The organism is Actinomadura sp. J1-007 (genome assembly GCF_009793335.1).
Taxonomy (GTDB): domain Bacteria; phylum Actinomycetota; class Actinomycetes; order Streptosporangiales; family Streptosporangiaceae; genus Spirillospora; species Spirillospora yumaensis.
Genome location: NZ_WING01000001.1, coordinates 1,084,944 through 1,109,112, shown reverse-complemented (window position 1 = coordinate 1,109,112; position 24,169 = coordinate 1,084,944). Strand labels below are relative to the sequence as shown.

Sequence of the window (24,169 nt, the reverse complement as noted above, 5' to 3'; positions counted from 1 at the left end):
CCCGCGCCGACCCTGCGCGGGGCACGATCCATCTCCCTCCGGGCGTTATCCGAGCGACCGGAGAGGCATCTGGACACACCTCCCCCCACCGGGCGTACGCGTGCGCCCGGGGGAGGGCGAGCGCTCCGACGGGGCAGGAAGGGAAGCGGCGCGATGAGCGGCGAGAACGCCAGGCGGCTGCCGCCGCCGCGAGCGGTGCCGGTGGGCGCGGTCGCGGTGGTGGGCGTGCTCTACGCCGTCGGCTCGCTGATGGGCTGGGGCGGGACGGCGTTCCTCGCCTGGGCCGAGGCGGGCGCCGCCGCAGCCGCCGCGGTCTCGCTGCTGCTGACGGCCCGCCGCACCAAGGACGCCGGGGAGGCGGCCCGGCTCGACGCGGCCTCCGACGCGGTCTCCGACGCGGACGACGCTCCTGAGGGCGGCGTGTCCGCCCGGTTCGGGGCGGTCTGGCGGGCGTCCTGGCGCTGGTACGGGCTCGCGGCGGCGTTCTGGTTCGCGGGCGCGGTCGGGAGCGCGGTGTCGTCCGAGCAGAGCCGCAGCGCGCTGTCGCTGTCGGTGACCGACCTGTTCTACCTGGCGGCCGAGGCCGCGCTCGTGACGGGCCTCGTCGTCCCGATCCGGCTGCCGCGCGACGCCCGGACCTGGGTGCGGTACGCCTCCGACACCTACGTGTGCGCCTGCGCGCTGTTCGTCCTGGGCTGGGTGGGGGTGTTCGGGTCCCTCTACCACCGGTCGGGGGAGTCGCCGTCGGAGTTCTCGCTGGAGCTGCTCTACCCGCTCATCGACGTGGTCCTGGTGTGGGGCGCGCTGCCGTTCGCGCTCGGCGCCGCGCACGGGCACCGCCGCGCGGCCTGGATGGGGTACGGGGCGCTCGCGGCGTTCGCGGTCGGCGACATCGTCACCGCGGTCGTCCGGCTGCGCGGCGGCGTCCCGGCCGACGACCCCGCCGACATCCTCCGCCTCGCCGGGCTGCTGCTCCTGCTGCTGGTGCCCTGGACGGGCCCGGTCGCGGCCGGGGCACGCGGCGCGCGGCGCGGCGGCGACGGGCGCGGGCGCGTGATCGGGCCGGGCCTCGCCCCGGCGGCGGTCGCGGCGGCCGCGGCGCTGTTCGTCGCGGGCCACTCGCTGACCGGCGCCGACGGCATCGAGCCGGTCGTGTCGTTCGTGGCGGGCACGGCGGCGCTGGTGCTGCTGGCGCGCCTCGCCGGGCTGCTGCGGGAGAACGACGCGCTGCGCAAGGCCGTCGACACGGGCGAGGAGCACTTCCGGGCGCTGTCGGAGAGCATCAACGACGCCGTTCTCATCTGCGACCTCGACGCGACCGTGCAGTACGCGAGCGCGGGCGCGCTGCGCACCTACCGGTACGAGCCCGAGGAGATCCTCGGGCGCCCGCTCGGAGAGATCATCCACCCTGAGGACCTGCCGCGCGTCCAGGAGGTGTTCCGCCGGTTCCTCGACGCGGGGGACGCCGGGGACGCGGGAGATGCCGCGGAGGCCGGGGCCGACCGGGCCGGGACGGGCGTCCACGCGGGCGAGGCGCCCGCCGACGCGCTCCGCGTCGCCTGCCGCGTCCGCGCGGCCGACGGGACATGGCTGCCCACCGAGTCGACCGTGTCCCGCTACAGCGGCACCGGCGGCGCGCCGGGACGGCTCCTGATCACCACCCGCGACCTCAGCGAGCAGGCGGCGCTCCAGCGCCAGGTCGCGCACCTGACGTTCCACGACGGGCTGACCGGCCTGCCCAACCGCGCCTACTTCGAGGAGCGCACCCGCGAGGTGCTGTCCCGCGCCCTGTCGGCGGCCGGGGCGGGCCGCGCCGGGAAGGTCGCGGTCGTGTTCGTCGACCTCGACGGCTTCACCGCGGTCAACGACTCTGCGGGCCACGCGGCGGGCGACCAGGTGCTGGCGCAGGCGGCGCGGCGGCTCCGCGCGACGGTCCGTTCCGACGGGACGGTCGCGCGCTGGGGCGGCGACGAGTTCGCGGTGCTCGTGCAGCTCCCCGAGGACGGCCGGGGCGAGACGCGGGCCGCGGTCGAGCTGGCCGAACGGCTCCTGCGCACCCTGTCGGTCGAGCCGTACCGGGTGGGCAGCAAGGGCATCGCGCTCACCGCCAGCGTGGGCATCGCGTTCGCGGAGGACGGCGCGCCCGCGCGCGGCGGTCGGCCCGAGCCGGGCACCGGCCCGGAGGCGGGCCGCCGGCTGCGCCGCGGCGCGGCCGACCTGATCCGCAACGGCGACCTCGCGATGGCCCGGGCCAAGGAGCTCGGCGGCGGCCGGGTCGAGGTGTTCGCGCCGCACATGCACACCGACGTCGTACGGCGGCTGGAACTCGGCAGCGACCTCCAGCGGGCGCTCGCCGAGGAGCAGTTCGCCGTGGAGTTCCAGCCGGTGGTGGAGCTGGAGACCTCGCGGGTGACGGGCGTGGAGGCGCTGCTGCGCTGGTGGCGGGGGAACGAGTCCGTACCGCCGGAGGAGTTCATCGGCCCGGCCGAGGAGTCGGGCCTGATGATCCCGCTCGGCGACTGGGTGCTGCGCGAGGCGTGCCGGGAGGTGGCGCGCTGGCGCCGCGACTCGTGGGAGGTCGGCCTGTCGGTCAACTTCACCGCCCGGCAGATCGCCGCGCCCCGGTTCGTGGAGTCGGTCGCGGCGGCGCTGGAGGAGACCGGCCTGCCGCCCCGGGCGCTCACCCTGGAGGTGCGGGAGGAGGTGCTGGTCGAGGACGCCGGGCACAACGTCGAGCGCCTCTCGGCGCTGCGCGACCTCGGCGTGCGGCTGGCGATCGACGACTTCGGCACCGGGTACGCCTCGCTCGCCTACCTCGGGCAGCTCCCGGTCGACATCATCAAGATCGACCCGTCGTTCGTGGCGGGGCTCGGCTCGGACGAGACGCTGACCCTGCTGACGCGCACGATCGTCCGGCTCGGCAGCGACCTCGGGCTCACCGTGGTGGCCGAGGGCATCGAACGGCCCGAGCAGCTGGAGCTGCTGCGCGAGATGCGGTGCCCGCGCGGGCAGGGCTTCCTGGTGGCCCGGCCGATGGCGGCGGGACGGGCCGAGTCGCTCGTGCGCACCAACCTCGCCGCCCGCGGACTGCCCGGCGGGGCCCGCCTCCCGCTCAGCGACGCCGAGCTGCCGCCCGTGGACGCCGACGTCAGATAGTGGACGCCGACGTCGGGCAATTGCTCGCCGGGTGCCAAGGAAGGGCCACGGGCGTCTCAAATAGCGAGACAAAGTGTCCAAGGATTTGACCGGCGGCCGGAAGTCGGCGAAAGTGGCTTGCGTGCAGAGCAGTTCCATCATCCTCGTAGTACTTGGTCGGCGCGCAGGCTGACCGAGTCCCTCGTCCTGCGCGCGCCCCTCGACCGCCACCCGGCGGCGGGGGTTTTTTGTTGGCCGTGTGACCTTGAGAACCGCGCCGAGGCGGGCGTTCCCAGCGGGCACAACAGACTTCTCCCCAAGGAAACAGGAACATGACGACCGAACAGATGACGGGAGCCCAGGCGCTGGTCCGCGCCCTGGAGAACGTCGGCGTCGACACCGTGTTCGGCATTCCGGGGGGCGCGATCCTCCCGGCGTACGACCCGCTGTTCGACTCCCGCAAGCTCCGCCACATCCTCGTCCGGCACGAGCAGGGCGCCGGGCACGCCGCGCAGGGGTACGCGATGGCCACCGGCAAGGTCGGCGTCTGCATGGCGACGAGCGGCCCCGGCGCGACGAACCTGGTCACGGCGATCTCCGACGCCTACATGGACTCGGTGCCGATGGTCGCGATCACCGGGCAGGTGGCGACCTCGCTGATCGGGACCGACGGGTTCCAGGAGGCCGACATCGCGGGCATCACGATGCCGATCACCAAGCACAACTTCCTGGTGACCAAGGCGTCGGACATCGCCCGCACGGTCGCCGAGGCGTTCCACATCGCCGGGACGGGCCGTCCTGGACCGGTCCTGGTCGACATCGCCAAGGACGCCCTCCAGGCGACCGTCGGCTTCGAGTGGCCCGTCCAGCTCCAGCTCCCCGGCTACCGCCCGGTCACCCGGCCGCACTCCAAGCAGGTCAGGGAGGCGGCACGGCTCATCGCCCAGGCGGAGCGGCCGGTGCTGTACGTCGGCGGCGGCGTGCTGAAGGCGGGCGCCGCGGCCGAGCTGAAGGTGCTGACCGAGCTGACCGGCGCGCCCGTCGTCACCACGCTGATGGCGAAGGGCGCGCTGCCCGACAGCCATCCGCAGCACATGGGGATGCCGGGCATGCACGGCAGCGTCGGCGCGGTCGGCGCGCTCCAGCGGGCCGACCTGCTGGTCGCGCTCGGCGCCCGGTTCGACGACCGGGTCACCGGCAAGCTCGACGGGTTCGCGCCGCACGCCAAGGTCGTGCACGCCGACATCGACCCGGCGGAGATCTCCAAGAACCGGCACGCGGACGTCCCGATCGTCGGCGACGCCCGCGAGGTGATCGCCGACCTGATCGTGGCGGTCCAGGCCGAGCACGACGCCGGCCGGACCAACGCCTACGAGGACTGGTGGCGGCAGCTCAACGCCTGGCGCGACACCTACCCCTCGGGTACGACACGCCGGACGACGGCTCGCTGTCCCCGCAGTACGTCATCGAGCGGATCGGGCAGCTCGTCGGCCCCGACGCGTACTACGTCGCGGGGGTCGGGCAGCACCAGATGTGGGCGGCGCAGTTCATCAAGTACGAGCGGCCCGGCGCGTTCCTCAACTCGGGCGGCGCGGGGACGATGGGCTACGCGGTCCCCGCGGCGATGGGCGCCAAGGCCGGCGCGCCCGACACGCAGGTGTGGGCGATCGACGGCGACGGCTGCTTCCAGATGACCAACCAGGAGCTCGCGACCTGCGCGATCGAGGGCATCCCCGTCAAGATCGCGGTCATCAACAACGGCAACCTCGGCATGGTCCGGCAGTGGCAGACGCTGTTCTACGAGGGCCGCTACTCGCACACCAACCTGCACTCGCGGCGGATCCCCGACTTCGTGAAGCTCGCGGAGGCGTACGGTTGCGTCGGCCTGCGGTGCGACCGCGCCGAGGACGTGGACGGGATCATCGCCAAGGCCATGGAGATCAACGACGCGCCCGTCGTGATCGACTTCGTGGTGCACCAGGACGCCATGGTGTGGCCGATGGTCGCGGCCGGCACCGCCAACGACGACATCAAGATCGCTCGGGACATGGCCCCCGACTGGGAAAACGGAGACTGACCGTCATGAGCCTGCACACCCTCTCGGTGCTGGTCGAGAACAAGCCCGGCATCCTCGCGCGGGTCGCGGCGCTGTTCTCCCGGCGCGGCTTCAACATCGAGTCCCTCGCGGTCGGCACCACCGAGCACCCGGAGATCTCCCGGATGACGATCGTGGTGAACGTCGAGGACCTGCCCCTGGAGCAGGTCACCAAGCAGCTCAACAAGCTGATCAACGTGCTGAAGATCGTCGAGCTGGACACCTCGGCGTCGGTGCAGCGCGAGCTGGTGCTGGTCAAGGTCCGCGCCGACGCCGAGACCCGGTCGCAGGTGCTGGAGACCGTGACCCTGTTCCGGGCCAAGGTCGTGGACGTCGCGCCGGACGCGGTCACCATCGAGGCGACCGGCAACCGCGACAAGCTCGACGCGTTCATCCGCGTCCTGGAGCCGTTCGGCATCAAGGAGCTGGTGCAGTCCGGCATGGTGGCCATCGGCCGCGGCGCCCGCTCCATCACAGACCGTTCGCTGCGCGCCATCGAGCGCAGTGCCTGAGCGAGGCGAAGGCAGCAGCGGGCAGAGCACGGTCCGTCGCGGCGCCGACGGAGTCCGGCTCGTGACGCGAACCCCACCCAAGACCAACGAAAGGCAGCAGCACTGTGGCTGAGATGTTCTATGACGACGCCGCCGACCTGAGCGTCATCCAGGGACGGCACGTGGCGATCATCGGGTACGGCAGCCAGGGGCACGCGCACGCGCTCTCGCTGCGCGACTCCGGCGTCGACGTCCGCATCGGCCTGCGCGAGGGCTCCCCGAGCCGGGAGAAGGCCGAGGCCGAGGGCCTGCGCGTCGTCACCCCGGCCGAGGCGGCCGAGGAGGCCGACCTGATCATGCTCCTGGCGCCGGACCACCACCACCGGGAGATCTTCGAGAAGGACATCAAGCCCGCGCTGGTCGAGGGCGACGCGCTGTTCTTCGGCCACGGCTTCAGCATCCGCTACGACCTCGTCCAGCCCCCGGAGGGCGTGGACGTGGCCATGGTCGCGCCGAAGGGCCCCGGGCACCTGGTCCGCCGCCAGTTCACCGCGGGCCGCGGCGTGCCGGTGCTGGTCGCGGTCGAGAAGGACGCCAGCGGCAACGCCTGGGAGCTCGCCCTGTCCTACGCCAAGGGCATCGGCGGCCTGCGCGCCGGCGGCATCAAGACCACCTTCCCCGAGGAGACCGAGACCGACCTGTTCGGCGAGCAGACCGTGCTGTGCGGCGGCGCGTCCGAGCTGGTCAAGACCGGGTTCGAGGTGCTGACCGAGGCCGGCTACCAGCCGGAGATCGCCTACTTCGAGGTGCTGCACGAGCTCAAGCTCATCGTGGACCTGATGTACGAGGGCGGCATCTCCAAGATGTACTGGTCGGTGTCCGACAACGCCGAGTACGGCGGCTACTCGCGCGGACCGCGCATCATCACCGCCGAGACCAAGGCGGAGATGAAGAAGATCCTCGGCGAGATCCAGTCCGGGCAGTACGCCAAGGAGCTGGTGAGCGAGTTCGAGGGCGGCCAGGTGGAGTTCGGCAAGTACCGCGAGGAGCTGGCCAAGCACCCGATCGAGAAGACGGGCGCCGAGCTGCGCCCGATGATGAGCTGGCTGAACGACTGAGCGGGCCCGTCCCGGCGACGCGCCGTCCCCGCCCGGGGCGGCGCGTCGCCGCGTTCGAGACGCGGCCCGCCGCGGGTCAGCGGGAGAGGCGGTGCCTGAGCCTGGTGCGCAGGGGCGGCCGGGGCGCCCTCTCGACCAGCACCGCCAGATGGCCGTCGCCGGTCAGGTAGACCGTGGCGTCCCGCGCGGCGTCGATGATCCGCCGCGCCGGGTCGGCGGCGTCGGGGTCGGCGGGGTCGGGCGCGGCGGTCTTGAGCTTGGGCGAACGGTTCGCGCCGAAGCGCGCCTCGCGGGTCACCCCGAGGGCCGTCGCGGCCACGTGGACGTCCCAGCGTCCCGGGCCCGGGACGGCGAGGTCGAGGCGGGCCTCGAAGCCGTCGTCGCGCGCCTCGGCCGCGAAGCGGTGCTCGGCGCCGGAGGCGCGCTCGCGCAGGACGAGCTCCACCGAGGTGCGGTGCGTGTCGACGCGCTGGAGCGCCGCCCGGCCCCGGATCCGCACCGAGCCGCCCTGCCGCGCCACCGCGTCGAGGCGTTGCTCCACACCGACCTCGGCGGTGATGTCGGCGTCCTGCCGCGGCACGCCGCGCAGATAGGGGTAGAGCGCGTAGACCCGGCCGCCCACCACGACCGCGCCCGCCGGGTTGCCCTCCACCTCGTCGCGGACGAGCCGTTCGAGCTCGTCGCGCAGCCCGTGCTGGATGCAGAATGCGCGCAGCCGGTACGAGGCGGGGAGCGCGGCGCGCGCGGCGTCGCTCAGGCCGTCCTCGCCGAGCACGCGGCGGGTGCCGTCGACGAGCCGTTCGCGCTGGTCGCGGTCCAGGTCGAGGAACCTGTGGTCGTACACGCGCAGGACGTCGCGCAGAACGCTGATCGTGCAGTCCGAGGTCACGGTCTCTCCTGACGGGCGGGGACAGGGGTTACGTTAAGGCCCCGCACGACCGCGCACGGTGAGAACCGACCGGCATGTCGCGGCACTGCATACTCGGTATTGCCCAAGGCATACTCCGTATGCATACTTGGTAGGCATGTCGATCCGTCACGGCCTGCTGGCGCTGCTGTCCCAGGGGCCCCGCTATGGCTACCAGCTCAGAGCCGAGTTCGAGTCGTCCACCGGCTCCACCTGGCCGCTCAACATCGGGCAGGTCTACTCGACGCTCTCCCGCCTCGAACGCGACGCGCTGGTCACCCGGGTCGGGGCCGACGAGGAGGGCCGGTTCGTCTACCGGATCACGGCGGAGGGGGAGCGGGAGGTGCGCGGCTGGTTCGGCACGCCGATCGCGCGCGGCGACCGTCCGAGGGACGAGCTGTCGATCAAGCTCGCGATGGCCGTGACCACGCCCGGCGTGGACGTCGCACAGGTCGTGCAGACCCAGCGCACCGCCTCGCTCCGCTCGCTCCAGGACCTCACCCGGCTCAAGGCGGCCGCCCCCGCGCTCCCCGCCGACCAGTCCGAGCGCGCGTGGCGGCTCGTCCTGGAGTCCATGATCTTCCAGGCCGAGGCCGAGGTGCGCTGGCTCGACCACTGCGAGGCGTTCGTCGCCCGCGGCGCGTCCGGCGCGGCCCCCCGGCCCGGCGACGCGCCGCCGGAGGCGCCCGCGCCCGCCGACGAGCCCGCGCCGCCCGCCGCGCCGAAGGAGGCGCGCCGATGAGCGTCCTCGCGATGACCGGCGTCTCCCGCGACCACGGCGCGGGCGCCACGCTCGTGCACGCCCTGTCCGGCATCGCCCTGACCGTCGAGGCGGGGGAGTTCGTCGCGGTCATGGGACCGTCCGGCTCGGGCAAGTCCACGCTGCTCACCGTCGCGGGCGGTCTCGACGCGCCGACCGCGGGCCGGGTCGAGGTGGAGGGCGCCGACGTGTGGGCGCTCGGCCGCGCCGCCCGCTCGGCGCTGCGCCGCCGCGGCGTCGGCTACGTCTTCCAGGACCTCAACCTGGTCCCGGGCCTCACCGCCGCCGAGAACGTGATGCTGCCCCGCGAGCTGGACGGCGTCCGCGCCCGCCGGGCGCGCCGCGAGGCGCTCGCCGCGCTCCGGGAGGTCGGCCTCGACGAGGCCGCCGACCGGTTCCCCGACGAGCTGTCCGGCGGCCAGCAGCAGCGCGTCGCGATCGCCCGCGCGCTGGTCGGCGACCGCCGGCTCGTCCTCGCCGACGAGCCGACCGGGGCCCTCGACTCGCACACCGGCGAGGAGATCATGCGCCTGCTGCGCGGCCGGTGCGACGCCGGCGCGGCGTGCCTGATGGTGACGCACGAGTCCCGGCACGCCGCCTGGGCCGATCGAGTGGTCTTCCTCCGCGACGGCCGCATGACCGACGCCACGGGCGACCGCCCAGGCCCCGAGTCCCTGCTGCGGGGGGCCTGAGTGAACCGGGCGGCATTGCGGATCGCCTGGCGCGACGCCGCGCGGTCCAAGGGCCGCACGGCGCTGGTGGTGGCGATGATCGGGCTGCCCGTCATGGCCGTCGTGGCGATGGCCGTGCTGATGCGGACGAGCGAGTGGTCGGCCAAGGAGTCCCTGCCGTACGAGATCGGCGCCGCCGACGCGCGGTTCAGCGGGACGGGGCGTGGCGAGCTCCAGCAGGGCCCGTACGACGACGGAGGCGTCCTCGGCGACGCGCCGGAGGGCGGGCGTCCGTGGACGACTGGGGAGTTCCAGCGGCTCGTCGCGGCGGAGTACGGGCCCGGAGCGCGCGTGGTGCCGTTCGGGACCGGCAAGGTCGCCGCCGTGCGGGCGGGGCACGCGGACGTCCCCGCCGACGTCACCGAACTGGACCTGCGCGATCCGCTCGCGGCCGGCGTCCTGCGGATCGAGCGGGGGAGGGCCCCGGCCCGTCCCGGCGAGATCGCGCTGTCCGCGTCGTTCGAGGGGCGGGGGATCGCCCTCGGGGCGCCCGTACGGGTGGACCGGAGCGGGACGGCGAAGCGCGTCGTCGGCTTCGTGCGCGACCCGCGCAGCCCCCGCGCGAACCTCGCGGTCGGCCTTCCCGGCGAGTTCGCCGGTGCGGGCGGCGCGCCGCAGTGGCTGGTCAAGGCCGGGCGCGCGGTCACGTGGTCGGACGTCCGGAGGTTCAACAAGCTGGGCCTCGGCGTGCTGTCCCGCGCCGTCGTCGACCACCCGCCGCCCGCGTCGCGGGTCCCGCCCGGAGTGTCCGGCGGCGGTCCGCAGGCCGGGGAGGCCGGCATCGTCGCGCTGGCCGTCGCGATGATCGTGCTGGAGGTCGTGCTGCTCACCGGGCCGGCGTTCGCCGTCGGCGTCCGGCGGCAGCGGCGGCGGCTCGCGCTGGTCGCGGCGGCGGGCGGGGACGAACGGCACCTGCGCGCGATCGTCCTCGCGGGCGGCGGGATCCTCGGCGCGATCGCGGCGGTCGGCGGCGCGGTGCTCGGGATCGCGGTGGCGGCGGCGGCCGTGCCGGTGCTGGACCGGGTCTCCGGAACGGGCCTCGGCCCGTTCGACGTGCCCTGGGTTGCGGTCCTGGCCACGCCCGCGACCGGCCTGCTCAGCGGGCTGGCCGCCGCGTACGTGCCCGCGCGGCGCGCCGCGCGGATGGACGTGGCCGCCGCGCTCGCCGGGCGCCGCGACGCCGGCCGGACCCCGCGCGGCCGGCCGATCGCCGGCGGCGTCCTGGTCGTCGCCGGCCTGGTGCTGAGCCTGGCCGGGGCGCGGAAGTGGCACGAGTACGGCGCGGTGGCCGGGGCGGTCGCGATCATCGTCGGTTGCGTGCTGCTCGCGCCGTGGACGGTCGGCGCCGCAGCCCGCGCGGCGCGGTACCTGCCGCTGCGGCTCGCCGTCCGGGACGGCGCGCGCAACCGGGGCCGGTCCGCGCCCGTGGTCGCGGCGATCATGGCGGCGGTCGCCGGGATCACCGTGCTCGCCATCGGCGGCGCGAGCGACTTCGAGCAGCGGCGCCGCGAGTACGAGCCCCGGCTGCCGTCCGGCGCCGCCGTCGTCCGTCCTCCGGAGGGACGCGCGGATGAGGTCGGCAGGGCGGTGCGGGCCGAGGTGCCCGGCGTGCCGCTGGTCGAGGTGCGGACCCTGCCGGAGGAGGGAGGGGCCTGCCCGGCCGTCCCGGCGAAGCCGTGCCCGTTCGTCGCCTTCTCCGCCGCGAACGCCGACGCGCGGGAGATCACCGCGCAGAACGTGGTGGGCGGCGCGCAGGAGGCGCGCATGCTGCTCGGCCGCGACGACCCCGCCGTCATCTCGGCGCTGAACGCCGGCAAGGTCGTGCTCTTCGGGGTCGAGCCGCCGGCGGACGGCACGGTCACCGCGAAGGTGGCCGTCTGGGAGCGGGACGAGGAGAAGCCGGTGCGGACGGTCGCCGGGCTGCCGGTGGCCGTGCTCGGCGGCGACTCGCACGTGCGCGCGATCGTGCCGCCGTCCGTCGCGCGGAGGATCGGCCTGCCCGCACGGACCGCCCTGTTCGGCGTGGACCGCGCGGACCACAAGGTCACCAAGCACGAGGAGGGCCGGATCAGGGACGTGGTGTCGCGCTACAGCGGCAGCGTCTACGTCGAGCGGGGCTTCACCGAGTCGTACGGCACGGTCCTGCTCGTCCTCGCCGTCACCGGGACGGTGCTGGCGCTCGGCGGATCGCTGATCGCCACCGGCCTGGCCGCCGCCGACGCCCGCCCCGACCTCGCCACCCTCGCGGCCATTGGGGCGCGGCCCCGCACGCGGCGGCTGCTGGCGATGGGACAGGCCGGGTTCGTCGCGGCGCTCGGGTGCTGGCTCGGCCTCGCGGCCGGGCTCGTCCCGGGGATGGCGGTGGCCCGCCCGCTCACCATGGTGGACGCCGGCCCGGACGGGGGCGGCGGCGCGGCGGCGGCCGGGCACGGGCCGATCATCGACGTGCCGTGGCCGCTGCTCGGGCTGATCGGGATCGCGGTCCCGCTGGCCGCGATGCTCGCGGCCGGGCTGTCCACCCGTGCGCGGCTGCCGATGGCGCGGCGCCTCACGGCCTGACCGGCGGGCGGGCTCCTCACGGTTCGGTCACGCGCCGGGGCTGCTGGTAGCGTCCTGGCGCGTGGCCGAGGCAGTGATCGTGGAGGGGCCCGCGGACGGGGCCCCGGCGGGTCGCGAGCGGCGGTCGCGCCGTCCGGACGCGGCGCTCGCCGCACTGGTCGCCGCGGCCGCGGTCCTCAACGCCGCGTACTCGCTCATGCGGCTGCGGGCGTTCCGGGCCAGCACGTACGACCTGGTGATCTTCGACCAGGCGGTCCGCTCGTACAGCCGGTTCGACGCGCCCGTCGCGATGGTCAAGGGCGTGCACAACGGGTTCGGGCCCGACTTCGCGATCCTCGGCGACCACTTCTCGCCGCTGCTCGCCGTGATCGCGCCGTTCTACCGGCTGCACGACGGGCCCGGCACGCTGCTGGTCGCGCAGGGCGTCCTGCTCGCGCTGGCGATCGTGCCGATCTGGCGCTACACGAGCCGCCGCCTGGGCGACCGCGCCGCGTTCTGCGCCTCGGCCGCGTACGCGCTGTCGTGGCCCGTCGCCGAGGCGCTCGCGTTCGACTTCCACGAGGTCGCGTTCGTCCCGCTGCTGTCGGCGCTGATGGTCGAACGGTACGACGCGGGCCGGCGGGGCCAGGCGGCCGTCGCGGCGTTCGTCCTGCTGCTGGCCAAGGAGGACATGGGCCTCCTGCTCGCGGGTTTCGGCCTCTACCTGCTCGTCCGCCGTCAGCAGGAGCCCGCGCCCGTCCCCGGCGACGGGGCGACGCGGGCGGACGCCGGGCGGACGTCCCGTTTGCGCGGTCTGCTCCAGTGGGTCCGGAGGCTGCCCGAGGACCGCCGGGCCGGCGCCGCCTACATCCTCGTCGGGCTCGTCGCGACGTGGGTGTGCTCGCGGCTGCTCATCGCGGCGTTCGGCGGCGACAACGACTACTACTGGGCGTACGGCTCGCTCGGCCCCGACCTGCCCGCGCGGCGGTGCACGTGCTCACCCACCCGTGGGACGCGGTCGCGGCGCTCGGCACACCGCCCCGCAAGCTCGGCACGCTGGCGCTGCTCGTCCTCCCCCTGCTGCTGCTCCCGCTCGCGTCGCCGCTCGCGCTGACCGCGGTGCCGCTGCTGGCCGAACGGATGCTGGCCAGCAGCTTCCCCAACTGGTGGGAGCCGAGCTACCACTACAACGCGTTCATCATCGCGGTCCTCGTGCTCGCGGCGGTGGACGGCGCGGTACGGCTGCGGGAGCGGCTCCTGCCCCGGCTGCGGCGCAGCGCCCGGTGGCGGTGGATCGCGCGCGCGGCCCGATGGCCGGGCGGGGCCGGAGCGCCGCGGGCGCTGCCGCTCGCCGCCGTGCTGGTGGCGACGGCCGTGTCCGTCCCGTTCTTCGCCTGGAAGCACATGGCCGACCCCGCGCTGTGGCGGCGGAACGAGCGGGCGCGGGCGGCCGACGCGGTCGCGGCCAGGATCCCGGACGGGGCGCTGGTCGAGTCGGCCAACGTGGTCGGGCCCGCGCTCACGAGCCGTACCCGCGTGCTGCTGTGGGACCAGGTGCCGCGCGGCGCCCCGTGGGTGGTCGCCGACGTCGAGCGGCGGGAGTTCCCGTTCGCCTCGGTGGACGAGCAGCGGCGGCGCGTCGCCGAGCTGCTCGCGGGCGGCTACGAGGAGGTCGTGCGGCGGGACGGCTACGTGGTGCTGCGCCGCGACGTCCCCGGGCCTTGGTGAACGTCCCCGGCCCCGGCGTCCGGTGACCGGGACCGATCGCACATTGCGGGATGATTTGGACGAAGCGTCCAGTAAGAACGCGTCAGGGCATGGGTCAGAAAGCGGCGATCTCGCATCGCGGATATTTCACGCTACCTTTTTCGTGCCGTCTGGCCGATACTGGAAGAAAGCCGCTTCGGCCGCGGCCCCGCTGAGCGCACGTGCGCGAACACCTCTTGGTGACGCTGCCGGAGCGGCGGTGGGGCGGAGTTCATGATTGGTGATCTTCCAGTAGGGCACCCGGTGCCGAACGACGACGGCCGGGCGGAGGAATGTTCTCTCCGCGGCGCAATGCGACCGGCAGGTAATTCCCCGCACCGCATTGTCGGCGGCGGGGCGAATTGTGGCGAGGAGACGTGACGTGGCGGCGCCGAACGATCGGGCCGTCCGCCGCTGGGAGACGTGCGGGCGCGCCTGGGTCGGGGTGCTGCGGCACGTCTGGCGTTCGGGCGAGGCCGGCATGGAGGAGCGCGGGCCGATCATCGAGGGCACCCCGATCCTCTTCGAGGTGGCGTCGCTGAGCTGGGAGGACCCGATCCTCCGCGAGTACGGCGACAGCGCGCGGCTCGTCCGCCGGGCCGAGGAGCGCACCCGCAGGACCGTGCGCGGCGCGTACGGCCCGCGCCTGCGCGACCTCCAGGGCGTCGACCAGATCTCCTGGGTGACCGGCCTGCTGCGGGCCCGGCCGTGGACGACCAGCGCGTGGATCTCGCTGACCGTGCCCGGCGAGAGCGGCGACGGCGTGCCGTGCCTGGCCGCCCTGTCGTTCCGGATCCGCGGCTACCGGCTGATCATGACGGCGATGTTCCGGTCGCAGAACGTCTACCGCGGCTACCTCTCCTACATCCCGCTGCGCGCGCTCCAGGTCGAGGTGGCCGAGGAGCTGGGCCTGCCGACCGGCCCGCTCCGCGTCTTCATCGACGTCCCGCACGTGGACGTCGCCGACGCCGAACGGGTCGCCACGGTCCTCGCGGCCGTTCCCGAGCCCAACGCGGCCTGACCCGGCGGGCCGCCGGCCCTCCCGGCCGGCGGCGCGCCGGGGGCCGGGGACGGGTGGGGCGCGCGGGGCGCGAGAGAGCTGGGGAAACAGGACATCGCGGACGTTACCGGCGGGTGTGCGTCCGGCCGCGAGGGGCGCGCCCGGCGAGGGATAGACTCGCCCTCTGGGGGCGAGGGCACGACGGGGTGACTCGCATCTTCCTGCACATCACCTTCACGACCTTCACGTACCGACTGTCAAAGGACTCTTCCTTGAGCAAGCCCGTCGTCCTCGTCGCAGAAGAACTCTCGCCCGCCGGCATCGCGGTGCTGGAATCCGACTTCGAGGTCCGCCACGTCGACGGCAGCGACAAGTCGCTGCTGCTGCCCGCGGTCGCGGACGTCGACGCGCTGATCGTCCGCAGCGCCACCAAGGTCACCGCCGAGGTGTTCCGGCACGCCAAGAAGCTCCGCGTCGTCGCCCGCGCGGGGGTGGGCCTCGACAACGTCGACGTCGAGTCGGCGACCAAGGCCGGGGTCATGGTCGTCAACGCCCCGACCTCCAACATCGTCACCGCCGCCGAGCACGCGATCGCGCTGCTCCTCGCCACCGCGCGCAACGTGCCGCAGGGCCACGCCGCCCTCAAGCAGGGCGAGTGGAAGCGCTCGAAGTACACCGGAGTCGAGCTCCAGGGCAAGACCGTCGGCGTCCTCGGCCTCGGCCGGATCGGCGTCCTGGTCGCGCAGCGGCTCGCCGCGTTCGACATGAACGTCGTCGCCTTCGACCCCTACGTGCAGGCGGCCCGCGCCGCGCAGCTCGGGGTGAGGCTCGTCACGCTCGACGAACTGCTCGCCGAGAGCGACTTCATCACCGTCCACCTCCCGAAGACCCCGAGACGCTCGGCCTCATCGGCGACCGCGAGCTGCACCTGGTCAAGCCCAACGTGCGCGTCGTCAACGCCGCGCGCGGCGGGATCGTCGACGAGGAGGCGCTGGAGATCGCGATCAAGGACGGCCGGGTCGCCGGGGCGGGCATCGACGTGTTCAGCACCGAGCCGTGCACCGACAGCCCGCTGTTCCACCACGACAACGTCGTGGTGACCCCGCACCTCGGGGCGAGCACGCACGAGGCGCAGGAGAAGGCGGGCACGCAGGTCGCCCGCTCGGTCAAGCTGGCGCTGTCGGGCGAGTTCGTCCCCGACGCCGTCAACGTCCAGGGCGGCGCGGTCGCCGAGGACGTCAAGCCGGGCCTGCCGCTCGCCGAGAAGCTCGGCCGCATCTTCACCGCCCTCGCCGGCGGCGTGCCGCTCCGCCTCGACGTGGTGGTGCGCGGCGAGATCACCGGCCACGACGTCAAGGTGCTGGAGCTCGCCGCGCTGAAGGGCGTGTTCCTCGACGTCACCGAGGAGGCCGTGACGTTCGTCAACGCGCCGCTGCTCGCCCGCGACCGCGGCGTCGAGGTGACCCTCACCACGAGCGAGGACAGCCCCGACTGGCGCAACGTGGTGCAGGTGCGCGGCACGATGGCCGACGGCTCGGTGGTGTCGGTGTCGGGCACCGTGACCGGGCCGAAGCACCACGAGCGGATCGTGGAGATCAACGGCTACGACATGGAGATCGTCCCGACCGCGCACATGGGCCTGTTCTCCTACACCGACCGGCCCGGCATCGTCGGCTCGGTCGGCAAGCTGCTCGGCGACGCGGGCGTCAACATCGCCAGCATGCAGGTCGGCCGGGACGCCAAGGGCGGCAAGGCGCTGATCGCGCTGACCGTCGACTCGGCCGTCCCGCCGCAGCTCGTCGACGCGATCAAGGCCGAGGTCGGCGCCGACATGGGCCGCCGGGTCGACCTGGACTGACCGGTCGCCGCCCCGCCCCGCGTTCGCCGCGGCGCGGGGCGGCGCACGTCCACGGAACGCCGTGGCCCGCGGGACGGGGCCGCGGCGTTCTCGCGTCTCCGCAGCTCAACGGGGTACATGTCTCAAAGTATGAGAACTTTCGCCACGGGTCGGGACACCTCGGGCGAGCGCGGGTACCGTGGATCGCAGTCATGCGGCGCTTCGTGGTAATCCTTCGCTGCCGCAGCGGGGCCTGAAGGGCGGGCCTGACCCGCTGCGGAGTGTGGTCCTGGCCGTAAGTCCCGGCGGCGCCGACCGTGCGAACCACGGCGGCCCGGGTCCCCACACCGGCGGCACAGGAACAACGGAGCTGAACCATGCGAGACGACGCGTACGACGAGAACTTCAACGCCCACGCCGACGACGACCGCGAGGAGGCGGCCCGCGCGCTCCAGACCGCGCTGGACCGCCGCGACAACGGCGGTGCTCCCGCCCGCTAGCGGCGGCGCCCCCGCCCGATGAGGGGCGGGGGCGGGGTCACGCCCGCAGGGCGTCCACGGCCAGGGCCAGGGCCCCGACGAGCGCGGCGTCGCTCGCGAAGCGTCCCGCCTCCACCACCGGCGGGAACGGTACGGCGGCGGCCAGCGTCGCGCTGATCCGGGAGGGCAGCGCGGGCTCCGCCGCCATGCCGCCGCCGAGCACGACCCGTTCGGGGTCGAGGGCGATCGCGAGGTTGGCGACGGCGGTGGCGAGGGCGTCCAGCGCGCCGTCGAGGAGCCGGTCCACGCGCGGGTCGCCGCGGATGCCGAACAGGTCCTCGGCGGGCGTGTCGCGGCCGAGCAGGGCCGAGCCCCGGCGGGCCAGCCCGCCGCCCGACGCGTACTCCTCCAGCGGCGCCCGGCCCGCCGCGTAGCCGGGCTCGGCGGGGGAGCGCAGCGCGTAGCCGATCTCGCCCGCCGCGCCGTTCGCGCCGCGCACGACGCGGCCGTCCGCGACGATGCCCGCCCCGAGCCCGGTGCCGACGTTGACGTACACGCCGGTGCCGACCCCGGCGAGCCGCCCCCAGCGCAGCTCGGCGGCCGTCGCGGCGTTGACGTCGTTGTCGAGGCTCAGCAGCGGCGTGCCGAGCCCCTCGCGCAGCAGCGCGGGCAGGGGCAGGTCCTCCCAGCCGGGGACGTTCGGCGCGAGCACGACCCGGTCGCCCCGGACGACGCCGAACGTCGAGACTCCCGCCGCCAGCAGCCCCGCGCCGTGCACGCCGTGCTCCGAACCGCCGCCGCCGTCCGCACCGGCGCTCGCGTCGGTCTCGGTGATCAGGCGGCGGGCGGCTCCGAGGGCGCGGCGCACGACCGCGGGCGCCCCCTCCCGGCCCCGGGTCTCCAGCCGGGCGCGGCGCAGCGTCCGCCCGTCCGGCGTGGCGGTGGCGAGCGCGATCTTCGTCCCGCCGAAGTCGATCCCGAGGACGAACCCGGGCCTCACCGCGCGCCCGCCGCCCCGGAGCGGCCCCGCCGGGCGGCCGAGTCGATCGCGACCGCGAGCGCGAGCACCCCGGCCGTCACCATGAACCGGACGGACGAGTTGACGTTGAGCAGCAGCATCCCGTTCGTCACCGACTGGATGACCAGGATGCCGAGCAGCGCCGCGTACGTGCGCCCCCGGCCGCCGAACAGGCTCGTCCCGCCGATCACCGCCGCCGCGATCGCCATCAGCAGGATGTCGCTGCCGCCCGAGCTCTGGTTGACGGCGGCGAGCCTGCTGGCGGCGAGGATGCCCCCGCGCCCGCGAGCAGCGAGGCCGCGGCGAACCCGAGGATCCGGATCCGCGTCACGCTGATCCCCGCGCGCCGCGCCGCCTCCGCGCTCCCGCCGACCGCGTAGATCCAGCGGCCCGCCGCGGTGCCGCGCAGCGCCAGGTCCAGCAGGACGACCAGCGACCCGAAGATCACCAGGGTGAGCGGGACGCCGCGGTCGCCGTTCAGCACCGCGACGACGGCCGCGAGGACGGCGGCGAGCGCCCCGGCCCGCGCGAGCGCCCAGCCGAGCGGCGGGACGGGCAGGTCCGCGCGGGCGCGCAGCCGCCGTGTGACCAGCGCGGCCGCGAGCGCGGCGGCGGCGAGCGCCGCGACGGCGAGCCAGCTCAGCCAGGCCGGCAGCCACGTGTCGCTGAGCCGCGCGATCGGCCCGTCGAACGGCAGGTTCACCGTCCCCTCGTGGCCGAGCAGGTACAGCAGCAGGCCCTGCCAGCCGATCAGGCCCGACAGCGTGACGACGAACGAGGGCATGGCGAGCATCGTGAACATCAGCCCGTGCAGCAGGCCGACCAGCACCGCCGCGCCGAGCGCGAGCAGCACCGCGAGGCCCGCCGGGACGCCGTGCCGGACGTTCAGCACGGTCATCACGACGGCGCACAGGCCGCTGACCGACCCGACCGACAGGTCGATCTCGCCGAGCAGCAGCACGATCACGACGCCGAGCGCGATCGTGCCGGTGGCGGCCATCTGGAGGGCGAGGTTGGTGAGGTTCTCGGCGGACAGGAACCGGCCGTTCAGGGTGCCGAACACGGCGGCGATGACGGCGAGCGCCGCGACGACCGGCAGCGCGCCGAGGTCGCCGCCGCGCAGCCGCCCGGCCGCGGCAGCGGCCAGCGGCCCCGCGGGGCGGGCGAGCCGGGCGAACCTGGCGAGCCGTCCGCGCGCCGGTCCCGGCGCGGTATCGGTGATCATGTGGTGACTCCCGCTCCCGTGATGGCCGCGACCACGGCCTCCCGGCTCGTCTCGGCCGTGCGGAACACGCCCGCGTCGCGGCCGAGGCGCAGCACCGCGATGCGGTCGCTGACGGCGCGCACGTCCGCCAGGTTGTGCGAGATGACGACGACGGCGAGGCCCCGGTCGCGCAGCCGCCGCACGAGGTCCAGCACCTGCGCGGTCTGCTCGACGCCGAGCGCGGCGGTCGGCTCGTCCAGCAGGACCAGGCGCGGGTCGCCGAGCAGCGCCCGGCTGATCGCGACCGACTGCCGCTGCCCGCCCGACAGCGCCGCGACGGGCGCGCGGATGTCGCGGATGCGCACGTCGAGGGACGCGAGCAGCTCCCGGGCGGCGCGCTCCATCCGCAGGTGGCCGAGCAGCCCCCAGCGGCGCTTCTCGCTGCCGAGGAACAGGTTGGCGACCACGTCGAGGTTCTCGCACAGGGCGAGGTCCTGGTGGACGGTCGAGATCCCGAGCGCCTGCGCGTCGTGCGGGCGCGCCACGCGGACGGGCCGCCCGCCGAACGCGATCTCGCCCGCGTCGGGGACGGTCACGCCGGAGACCACCTTCACCAGCGTCGATTTCCCGGCCCCGTTGTCGCCGACGAGCGCGACGACCTCGCCGGCCGACACCTCCAGGTTCACGCCGTCCAGGGCCTGGACGCCGCCGTACCGCTTCTTGATCCCGCGCACGGACAGTACGGGCGGTGCCCCTGCCTTACCGCCCGTACCGCTCGTGCCGCCGCCCGTACCGCTGGGACCGCTCGTACCGCTCGTACCGCCGGCGGGTCCGCCGCCCGGGGCCGTCATCGCAGCCCCGCGCCCGCGCAGGCCCTCGCGGCCTCGCCCGCGCAGATCTTCGCGACGGTCCAGAAGCCGTCCTTGACGATCGTGTCCTTGATCCGGTCCTTGGTGACGGCGGTCGGGTCGAGCAGGAACGCGGGGATGCCGGACGTCCCGTTGTCCACCTTCGCGGGCGCGGCCGGGCGGTCGCCGTTCGCGAGCGCGACCGCGAGCTCGGCCGCCTTGTACGCCTGGGCGCGGATGTTGAGGTAGACGGTCATGTTCTGCTCGCCCGTCACGATCCGCTGGACGGCGGTCAGCTCGGCGTCCTGCCCGGTGATCGGCGGCAGCGGGTCGTACCCCGCGCGCTTCATCGCCGCGATCGCCCCGCCCGCCATGCCGTCGTTCGCCGACAGGACGCCCACGACCCGCTCGCGGCCGAGCGCGGTGATCGCCTGCTCCATCTCCTGCTGCGCCTTGTCGGGGCTCCAGTCGGGGGTGTCGAACTCGCGCCCGATCCGGACCTTGCCGTCCAGGACGTTGTGCGCGCCCTTCTTGTAGTCGGCGGAGCTCGGGTCGGTGGGGGAGCCGTTCAGCATGACGATCTGCCCCTTGCCGAGCGTGCCGCGCGCCTTCAGCGCGTCCAGCAGCGCCTGTCCCTGCATCTCGCCCACGCGCACGTTGTTGAACGACACGAAGTAGGCGTAGTCGATCCCGGTGATCAGCCGGTCGTAGGCGATCACCGGGATGCGGCGCTGCCGCGCCTGGTTGACCTGCGGCGCGACGGCCTTGGCGTCCACCGCGTCGAGCGCGATCACGTCCGCGCCCTGAGCGATGGCCGACTCGACCTGCGCCTGCTGCTTGGCGGGGTCCTGGTCGGCGTTGCCGTAGATGACCTCGCAGCCGGGGCAGAGCTGCTTCACCCGGGCCTGGAACAGGGGCCGGTCGAACGCCTCGTACCTCGTCGTCTTCGTCTCGGGCAGGAACAGCGCGATCGTCGCCGACCCGCCGCCCTTCTTCGCGCCGCCGCTCGCGCCGTCGCCGCCGTCGTCTCCGCCACCTGATCCGCAGCCGGTGGCGAGCGTCAGTGCCGCCACCGCGATCGCGCACCACGCTCCACGTGTGGGCTTCATCGGGGTTCCGCCTTCCGGGGTCCGTCCTCCGAGGTGCCGCTCAGAGTGAAAGTAAGGGAGGCTCCCTAACTAAACAAGACCCAGTGCGCGGATCCGGTCCGAGCCGTGATATCCACTGGGGAGATCGACGGGGGTGGGGCGCGTGGCCATCGGGACGGGAACCGGGACCGCGGGCGGCGGCGGGGCCGCGCCCGGGCCGGGCTCCGGCAAGCCGGTCGCCAGCACGACCAGCGTGCTGCGCGTGATGAACGAGCGCGCCGTCTACGAGCGCATCCGCGCCGCCGGCCCGGTCTCGCGGCCCGAGGTCGCCAAGGCGACCGGCCTGTCCAAGCCGACCGTCTCCCTCGCCCTCGCCGACCTCGAGCGCACCGGCCTCGTCCGCACCGTCGGGCAGCGGACCGGTGGCGCGGGCCGGGCCGCGATGCTGTACGAGATCCGTCCCGAGGCCGGGTACGTCATCGGCGTCGACGTCGGCCGCGAATGGGTGCGCGCCGCGCTCTGCGACCTCTCCGGCGCCGTGCTCGTCCGCCGCGACGTCCGCTCCGAGGCGCGCGGCGCCGCCGCGCTCAGCGACCAGCTCGCGGCCCTCGTCGGGGAACTGGCCGCCGAAGGCGGGATCGCGCCCGCCGACGTCACCTACATCGTCCTCGGCACGCCGGGCGTGCACGACGCCGAGCGGCACCGCCTCCGCCTCGCGCCCAACCTGCCCGGCTGGGAGCGGCCCGGCGTGACCCGCGCCCTCGGCGAACGGCTGCCCGCCCCGTTCCTCATCGAGAACGACATCGCGCTCGCGGCCCTCGGCGAGCAGGCCCACGGCCTCGGCGCGGGCGTCTCCGACTTCGTGTTCCTGTCGATCGGGACGGGGATCGGCATGGGCATCGTCCTGGACGGCCGCCTCTACCGGGGCGCGCGCGGCGCCGCGGGCGAGATCGCGTTCCTGCCGGTCGGCGAGACCGACCCGCTCGCCCGCGCGCCCGGGGCGCGGCGGCACGGGATGCTGGAGAGCGTGCTGTCGGCGTCCGGGCTCGTCGCGACCGCCCGCCGGTACGGCATGACCGGGCGGCTGACCACCGAGCGGGTGTACGACGCGGCGCGCGCCGGAGACCCCGTCGCGCTGGAGGCCGTCCGGTACGAGGCGGGCAACGTGTGCCGCGCCCTCGCGAGCGTCATCGCCTTGCTCGACCCGCGGCTCGTCGTGATCGGCGGCGGGCTCGGCCGCGGCGGCGAGGACGTCCTGCTCGGCGCCGTCCGCGAACGGCTCGCCGACATGTGCCCGCTCGACCCCCCGCCCGTCCGCCCGTCCGCGCTGGAGGAGGAGGCGACCGTGCTCGGCGCCCTCGCGATCGGCCTGTCCACCGCCGTCGACCTGGTCTTCGACCGCGCCGTCGCCGAACCGGCGGTCGGCTGATGGCCGCCGCGGCGCGCCGCGCGGGCGCGGCGGAGGTGCGGGAGGCGCTCGCCGCCGTCGCGGACCTCGGCCCGTACTACGAGATCGGTACCGACCCGGCGGAGGAGGCCGACCCCACCTGGCGCCCGATGCCCGAACGCGACGCCGACCGCCTGCTCGGGCTCACCGAGGAGTACGCGCGGCGCCTCGGCACGGGCGAACGGCGCGTCGCCGCGTCGATCCTGTTCCAGGGTCTCGCGTCCCGCCTGTTCTGCCCGGTGGTGGCCGCCGCCGCGTCGTCCGGCGTCGTCCCCGACCTGTCGGGCCTGCACTGGCGCTGGGCTCCGGGCGCGCCGATCGCGCTCTGGCTGAAGGACCCGTCGGGCCGGCACGCCGGCGACGCCGCGGCGGCCGCCGGCCAGGTCCGCGCGGCGGTGGTCGAGGGCCAGCTCCGCCCGCTGCGCGAGACGATGCTGACCTTCGTGGGCCTGGCCGACGGCCTCCTGTGGGGCAACGCGGCGGCGAGCCTCGCGGGCTCGCTGCGCGCCGGGACGATGCGCCCGGCGCTGGCGCCCGCGCTGGGCGCCCTGGTGGACGAGCTGTTCACCAGGGCGCCGCTGGCCGGCACGGGCGCCTTCAACGGGTCCGGCTTCGTGCGCCGGAGCTGCTGCCTGTACTACCGCGTCCCGCCGGGCGGCGAGATGTGCGGCGACTGCGCCCTGCGCCGCTGAACGCCGCGCCCGATGCAGCCTCCGCCGCCCTCCGCCGCCGCGGTCAGGCCGGGGCCGTCGCGGTGCGGCGTTTCGCGAAGGCCCGTTCGGTCAGGTAGCCGAACGCCAGGCCGAGCGTGGCCCACAGGACGGCCTGGACGCCCAGCGAGGCGATCCGGAAGTCCCACAGCACCGTCGCGGGGAAGTGCTCGGGGATCGCGTCCGGCTTCGGGGTGATCCGGTAGACGGCCGCGACCACGACCGCGAAGCCCGCGCCCGTAGCGATCGACGCGTTCCACACGCCGAGCCGCGGAACGAGGCGGCGGCACACGATCACCGCCGCCGTCGTCGCGAGGATCCCGAGCAGCGTCATCCCGAAGTACAGCGTGGTCCGGCTGCCGATCGTGCCGGGGTTGCCGACCGCGGGCGGCGTCGCCGGGTACTTCAGGAACGGCACCAGCTCGACCGCCACGAACCCGGCCAGCGCGACCAGGCCCGCCGTGGCGCGGGCCCCGAGCGCTCCGAGCCGCCCGTACGCGAACGCGAAGGCGATCGAGAACAGCCCGCCGAGGGCCACCCCGTACACCGCCATCGCCGTGATCAGTCCGGCGGTCTTCTGCGTCGTCCGGCTGACGACCTCGGCCTCGTGCGCCTCGTGGGCGGCGTGCGCCTTGGCCTCCTCGAACGCGATCGCGTGGCCGACCTGCGGCTCGCCGTACAGCCAGGCGACCAGCAGCGCCAGGGCGCCCGCGGCGAGCCCGACGGCCATGCCGCGGACCAGCAGTGATCTCATCATCCGCGCGGCCTCAGTGACAGGGGAAGCCGAGCAGGTGCCGGCCGTCGTGGGTGAACTCGTGCACCCACGTGCCGCCGAACAGGGACGTCGCGCCCTGCTCGGCGCCGACGAAGTAGATCAGGACCGCCCCGAGGACCACGGCGAACACCGCCCAGGGCAGCACCTCGCGGACGGGGAGGCGCAGCGGCACGGGCCGCGGCTCGGCGGCGGACTCGCGCGGCTGCGCGGCGGACGGAACGGCGGACTGGGCCATGTCCAGG

Annotated in this window: 19 protein-coding genes and 3 pseudogenes; 14 read left to right on the top strand and 8 right to left on the bottom strand. The window is 74.8% G+C overall.

The window, feature by feature from the left end; all coding sequences use genetic code 11:
* The first annotated feature begins 153 nt into the window (after window positions 1-153).
* The 4 genes and pseudogenes from GEV43_RS05045 (at window position 154) to ilvC (ending at window position 6,839) form a co-directional block, all read left to right on the top strand.
* Complete coding sequence (locus GEV43_RS05045; protein WP_160819677.1) at window positions 154-3,156, top strand: bifunctional diguanylate cyclase/phosphodiesterase; 3,003 nt, start codon at window positions 154-156, stop codon at window positions 3,154-3,156.
* A gap of 311 nt (window positions 3,157-3,467) precedes the next feature.
* A pseudogene (locus GEV43_RS05040) lies at window positions 3,468-5,212 on the top strand (acetolactate synthase large subunit).
* Window positions 5,213-5,217: 5 nt separating this feature from the next.
* Window positions 5,218-5,742, top strand: coding sequence for an acetolactate synthase small subunit (gene ilvN, locus GEV43_RS05035; protein WP_160819676.1), 525 nt, complete (start codon window positions 5,218-5,220; stop codon window positions 5,740-5,742).
* A gap of 113 nt (window positions 5,743-5,855) precedes the next feature.
* The gene (gene ilvC, locus GEV43_RS05030) at window positions 5,856-6,839 is read left to right on the top strand and encodes a ketol-acid reductoisomerase (protein ID WP_160819675.1); all 984 of its coding nucleotides are present in this window, start codon (window positions 5,856-5,858) and stop codon (window positions 6,837-6,839) included.
* 76 nt (window positions 6,840-6,915) lie between these two features.
* On the opposite strand, the gene GEV43_RS05025 is transcribed toward ilvC, so the two are convergent.
* On the bottom strand, window positions 6,916-7,728 hold the full coding sequence (locus tag GEV43_RS05025; RefSeq protein ID WP_160819674.1) for a hypothetical protein: 813 nt from the start codon (window positions 7,726-7,728) through the stop codon (window positions 6,916-6,918).
* A gap of 136 nt (window positions 7,729-7,864) precedes the next feature.
* On the opposite strand from GEV43_RS05025, the gene GEV43_RS05020 reads away from it, so the two are divergent.
* The 8 genes and pseudogenes from GEV43_RS05020 to GEV43_RS53605 all read left to right on the top strand — a co-directional run bounded on the left by GEV43_RS05020 (window position 7,865) and on the right by GEV43_RS53605 (window position 16,858).
* Window positions 7,865-8,488 (top strand): PadR family transcriptional regulator, encoded by a 624-nt coding sequence (locus GEV43_RS05020; RefSeq protein WP_160819673.1) that lies wholly within the window; start codon window positions 7,865-7,867, stop codon window positions 8,486-8,488.
* On the top strand, window positions 8,485-9,198 hold the full coding sequence (locus tag GEV43_RS05015; RefSeq protein ID WP_160819672.1) for an ABC transporter ATP-binding protein: 714 nt from the start codon (window positions 8,485-8,487) through the stop codon (window positions 9,196-9,198). The genes GEV43_RS05020 and GEV43_RS05015 overlap by 4 nt, the downstream gene beginning before the upstream one ends.
* Entirely contained in the window at window positions 9,199-11,796 is a 2,598-nt protein-coding gene (locus tag GEV43_RS05010) for an FtsX-like permease family protein (protein ID WP_160819671.1), read from the top strand.
* A 196-nt stretch (window positions 11,797-11,992) separates the two neighbouring features.
* Window positions 11,993-12,724, top strand: a pseudogene (locus GEV43_RS53190) (DUF2079 domain-containing protein); the annotation flags it as partial.
* Window positions 12,725-12,768: 44 nt separating this feature from the next.
* Window positions 12,769-13,503, top strand: coding sequence for a DUF2079 domain-containing protein (locus GEV43_RS53185; RefSeq protein WP_160819669.1), 735 nt, complete (start codon window positions 12,769-12,771; stop codon window positions 13,501-13,503).
* Between the two features lie 400 nt (window positions 13,504-13,903).
* On the top strand, window positions 13,904-14,542 hold the full coding sequence (locus GEV43_RS04995) for a hypothetical protein (protein ID WP_309239461.1): 639 nt from the start codon (window positions 13,904-13,906) through the stop codon (window positions 14,540-14,542).
* Window positions 14,543-14,793: 251 nt separating this feature from the next.
* A pseudogene (serA, locus tag GEV43_RS04990) lies at window positions 14,794-16,379 on the top strand (phosphoglycerate dehydrogenase).
* 356 nt (window positions 16,380-16,735) lie between these two features.
* A complete protein-coding gene (locus GEV43_RS53605) occupies window positions 16,736-16,858 on the top strand; it encodes a hypothetical protein (protein WP_302930651.1) in 123 nt (40 codons plus the stop codon).
* A 37-nt stretch (window positions 16,859-16,895) separates the two neighbouring features.
* Here GEV43_RS53605 and GEV43_RS04985 read toward each other — a convergent pair whose 3' ends face one another.
* From GEV43_RS04985 to GEV43_RS04970, 5 genes are all read right to left on the bottom strand, one after another.
* On the bottom strand, window positions 16,896-17,837 hold the full coding sequence (locus GEV43_RS04985) for an ROK family protein (RefSeq protein ID WP_160819668.1): 942 nt from the start codon (window positions 17,835-17,837) through the stop codon (window positions 16,896-16,898).
* Complete coding sequence (locus GEV43_RS47895) at window positions 17,834-18,064, bottom strand: hypothetical protein (protein ID WP_206681068.1); 231 nt, start codon at window positions 18,062-18,064, stop codon at window positions 17,834-17,836. The genes GEV43_RS04985 and GEV43_RS47895 overlap by 4 nt, the downstream gene beginning before the upstream one ends.
* A complete protein-coding gene (locus GEV43_RS04980; protein WP_206681067.1) occupies window positions 18,064-19,080 on the bottom strand; it encodes a sugar ABC transporter permease in 1,017 nt (338 codons plus the stop codon). Before GEV43_RS04980 ends, GEV43_RS47895 begins: the two co-directional genes overlap by 1 nt.
* Window positions 19,077-19,793, bottom strand: a complete 717-nt coding sequence (locus GEV43_RS04975) for an ATP-binding cassette domain-containing protein (protein ID WP_309239460.1) — start codon at window positions 19,791-19,793, stop codon at window positions 19,077-19,079. Before GEV43_RS04975 ends, GEV43_RS04980 begins: the two co-directional genes overlap by 4 nt.
* Window positions 19,794-19,906: 113 nt before the next feature.
* Complete coding sequence (locus GEV43_RS04970) at window positions 19,907-21,016, bottom strand: sugar ABC transporter substrate-binding protein (protein ID WP_160819666.1); 1,110 nt, start codon at window positions 21,014-21,016, stop codon at window positions 19,907-19,909.
* Window positions 21,017-21,158: 142 nt separating this feature from the next.
* Here GEV43_RS04970 and GEV43_RS04965 point away from each other — a divergent pair, with 142 nt between their 5' ends.
* Together GEV43_RS04965 and GEV43_RS04960 are read left to right on the top strand one after the other, a co-directional pair.
* Entirely contained in the window at window positions 21,159-22,424 is a 1,266-nt protein-coding gene (locus GEV43_RS04965) for an ROK family transcriptional regulator (RefSeq protein WP_206681066.1), read from the top strand.
* Window positions 22,424-23,134 (top strand): (2Fe-2S)-binding protein, encoded by a 711-nt coding sequence (locus tag GEV43_RS04960; RefSeq protein ID WP_160819665.1) that lies wholly within the window; start codon window positions 22,424-22,426, stop codon window positions 23,132-23,134. The genes GEV43_RS04965 and GEV43_RS04960 overlap by 1 nt, the downstream gene beginning before the upstream one ends.
* A 43-nt stretch (window positions 23,135-23,177) precedes the next feature.
* Here GEV43_RS04960 and GEV43_RS04955 read toward each other — a convergent pair whose 3' ends face one another.
* Complete coding sequence (locus GEV43_RS04955; protein WP_160819664.1) at window positions 23,178-23,909, bottom strand: CbtA family protein; 732 nt, start codon at window positions 23,907-23,909, stop codon at window positions 23,178-23,180.
* A 10-nt stretch (window positions 23,910-23,919) separates the two neighbouring features.
* Window positions 23,920-24,162, bottom strand: a complete 243-nt coding sequence (locus tag GEV43_RS04950; RefSeq protein ID WP_160819663.1) for a CbtB domain-containing protein — start codon at window positions 24,160-24,162, stop codon at window positions 23,920-23,922.
* Window positions 24,163-24,169 lie beyond the last annotated feature (7 nt).